Origin of the sequence: Streptomyces sp. NPDC096136 (assembly GCF_044763325.1) — a bacterium.
Lineage (GTDB): Bacteria > Actinomycetota > Actinomycetes > Streptomycetales > Streptomycetaceae > Streptomyces.
The window spans coordinates 1-3,697 of the sequence record NZ_JBIWFZ010000058.1 but is presented as its reverse complement, the minus strand read 5'-3'; the positions used below and the strand labels follow the sequence as shown (position 1 = coordinate 3,697).

At 68.2% G+C, this 3,697-nt stretch carries 1 protein-coding gene; it reads right to left on the bottom strand.

All coding sequences use genetic code 11. The annotated features are described in order from the left end of the window. On the bottom strand, nt 1–3,697 hold a 3,697-nt coding region (locus ACIRBY_RS38650; protein WP_403910154.1), incomplete at both ends, for an amino acid adenylation domain-containing protein.

The window sequence follows — 3,697 nt, the reverse complement described above, 5'->3', positions numbered from 1 at the left end:
GCCCGCGCATTGAGCTCACCGTAGGTCCACGCCCCCTCCTCGGACTCCAGCGCGAGCACGTCCGGGGCGGCCTGCACCCGGGCCTCGAACAGCGCGGGGAAAGTCGGCTGGTCGGCTCGTCCCGACTGGACCGCCCGTTCCAGCTGTTCGCGCGGGGTGAGGATGTCCAGTGAGCCGATCCGCTGGGACGGGTTGGCCACGACGGCCCGCAGCAGCTGGGTCCACCGGGTGATCAGTGTTTCGATCGTGGACCGGTCGTAGAGGTCGGTCGAGTACTCGATGAACCCGGTGATCCCCGTCGGGGTGCGCTCGCCGTCGTGCTCCTCACCCAGGCTGATCAGCACGTCCAGTCGGGAGGTGCTGGTGTGGCTCTCCTCGGGACGCACATCGAGGCCGGGCAGTTCGAACTCCGCCTCTTCGGTGTTCTGCAGGACGAAGGCCACCTGGAAGAGCGGATGGTGCGCGGCCGAGCGCTGCGGATTGAGCTTCTCCACGAGGGACTGGAACGGAATGTCCTGGTGGGCGTGTGCAGCCAGGCTGGTCTGCCGGACCTGCGCGAGCAGGTCGGTGAAGACCGGGTTGCGGGCCGTGTTGGCCCGCAAGACGAGCGAGTTGACGAAGAGGCCGACGAGGTGGTCGAGGTTCTCGTCCGTGCGTCCGGCGATGCCGCTACCGATGGGGATGTCGGTCCCAGCGCCGAGTCGGGTCATCAGGGCTGCCATGGACGCCTGCAGCACCATGAAGACGGTGGTGTCGGTGGTGCGGGCCAGCCGGGACAGGCCCTGGTGCAGGTCGGCGTCAACAGCGAGTCGGATGACATCACCGGCGTAGCTGGCAACGGCCGGGCGGGCACGGTCAGTGGGGATGGTGACCTCACCGGGCAGACCGGCGAGCTGTTCGGCCCAGTAGGCGTACTGACGGGTGAACGAGCTGGTCACATCGGTCTCCTTGCCGAGAAGCTGGTGTTGCCAAAGCGTGTAGTCCGCGTACTGGACGGGCAGTTGCGGCCAGTCGGGTTCCGCACCGGTCAGCCGGGCGGTGAAAGCGGCGATCAGGTCACGGGCCAGCGGTGCCATCGACCAGCCGTCCGCCGCGATGTGGTGCACGATCAGCATCAGCACCGACTCGGTCGGACTGATGGTGAAAAGCCGCGCATGCAGGGGGATCCGCTGGGACAGGTCGAACTCGTGCCGGGCGGCCTCGTTCAGGGTCTGAGCCAGATCGGCCTGATCGATCTGCTGCACGTGCAGGTCGACGCGGGCGCGGCCGGGCTCGAAGACGCGCTGCTGCGGGCGGCCGTCGACGTCCGGGTAGACGGTGCGCAGGGCCTCGTGCCGCCCGATGACGTCGTTGATGGCGTCCTGGAGTGCGTGCCGGTGGAGGTCGCCGACCAAGCGCAGCGCCAGCGCCATGTTGTAGGTGGCGGAGGGGCCTTCGAGTTTGTGCAGGAACCACAGGCGTTCCTGCGCGTGCGACAGCGGCAGTACCTCCGGTCGGACTGCGGGCAGCAGTGCCGGACGTAGGTCGCCGGCGTGGTGGGCGAGCCGCCGTGCCAGCTGTGCGACCGTCGGTGCTTCGAACAGGGCGCGCAGTGGGACTTCCACGCCCAACGCCGTACGGATACGGCTGATCAGCCGGGTCGCCAGCAGGGAGTGGCCGCCGAGGTCGAAGAAGCTGTCATCGACCCCCACGCCCGGCACGCCCAGGATCTCGGCGAACGCCGCGCACAGGATCTCCTCCCGCGGCGTCCGGGCCCCGCGCCCGCCGCCGGCGGCCGCGTACACCGGCGCCGGCAGGGCCTGACGGTCCACCTTGCCGTTCGGCGTCAACGGAATCGCGTCCACCATCATCAAAGCCGCCGGAACCATGTAGTCCGGCAGTTGCTGCCGCAGGCTGTCCCGGATTTCCTCCACGGACACGGCACCGTCCGCCGGCGGGACGATGTACGCCACCAGACGGGTGTCTCCGGGCTGGTCCTCGTAGGGGATCACGACGGCCTGGGCGACGGCGGGATGCCGGACCAGCGCGGCCTGGACCTCTCCGGGTTCGATGCGGAATCCGCGGATCTTGACCTGCTGGTCGGTGCGGCCCAGGTATTCCAGTTCGCCGTCGCGGTTCCACCGCACCAGGTCACCGGTGCGGTACATCCGGGTTCCCGGCTCACCGAACGGATCCGCCACGAACCGCTCCGCGGTCAACCCCGGCCGGCCGAGATACCCGCGGGCCATGACCGTGCCCGCGTGGTACAGCTCGCCCGCGATGCCCGGCGGAACCAGCTGAAGGTTCTCGTCCAACACGTACAGCCGGGTATTGGCGATCGGTGTCCCGATCGAAACGTTCCTGCCCGACATCGGCAAGCTGATGGAGCTGACGAACGTCTCGGTCGTTCCGTACAGGTTGATCATCTGCCGACCCTGCGACCAGTGTTTCACCACATCGGGTGGGCATGCCTCGCCGGCCACCAAGAGCGTTTCCAGGTCACGCAGCGCGGCCGCCGCGCCCTCGGCCATGCTCGCCAGCGACGACGGCGGGACGAAGGCGTGGGTGACGCGCCGCTCGGCCAGGACGCGGGCGAGTTCTTCCCCCGCATGACGGCCTGGAGGGGGAAGGACGAGGGTTCCGCCGCGGCTGATGACCATGAGCAGTTCGATGATCGAGACGTCGAAGCTGGGCGAGGCCAGTTGCAGGACGCGGCTCTCAGGACCGGTCGAGCACCGCTCGGTCAGGCTGGCGGTGACGCTGGCCAGGCCGGCGTGGCTGACGGACGCGCCCTTGGGGCGGCCGGTGGAGCCGGAGGTGTAGATGGTGTACGCGGTGTTGGCCGGGCCGAGGAAGGCGATGCGATCCGCGTGGGTGGGATTGGCGGTGGGCTGCTCGTCCCAAGCCGCGGTCAGGTCCTCGATTGCCAGTCCGCTCCCCAGTTCCCCTACGAGATCGTCCGTTGTGAGGAGGAGTGCGGGGGTGGCGTCGTTGAGCATGTACGTGATGCGGTCGGCGGGGTATTCGGGGTCGATGGGGAGGTAGCCGGCGCCTGCCTTGGTGATGCCGAGGATGGCGGCGATCTGGTCGGCGCTGCGGGGCAGGGCGAGGCCTACCAGTTGTTCGGCGCCGATGCCTCGGTCGATGAGCCAGTGGGCGATCTGGTTGGCGCGGGTGTTCAGCTCGGTGTAGTTCCAGGTGACGTCGTCGGATTCCAGGGCGGTGGCGTCGGGTGTCGCCCTGGTTTGTGTTTCGAAGAGTTCGGCGAGGGTGGCGTGCTTGATTTCGGGGCGGGGGTGGGTGGCCCATTGGAGCAGTTGGTGGTGCTCATGGGGGGTGAGGATGTCGGGTGAGCCGATGGGCTGGTGGGGATCGGCCACGACCGCTCGCAGGAGTTTGGTCCAGCGGTTGGTGAGTGTCTCGATGGTGGCTCGGTCATAGAGGTCGGTGGCGTACTCCACGGTCCCGGACATACCAAGTGCCGTGCCGGTGTCGTCCCGGTGTTCGCCCATGTTGATGAAGAGGTCGAAGCGGGAGGTGCCGGTGGTGACACCGTCTGCTTCCACTTGGAGGTCGGGCAGTTCGAAGTTCGGCTGCTCGGTGTTGAGGAGGGCGAGCATGACCTGGAAGAGGGGGTGGTGGGTGGTGCTGCGGTGGGGGTTGAGTTTTTCGACCAGGTGCTCGAAGGGGATGTCCTGGTGGGTGTAGGCGGCGAGGC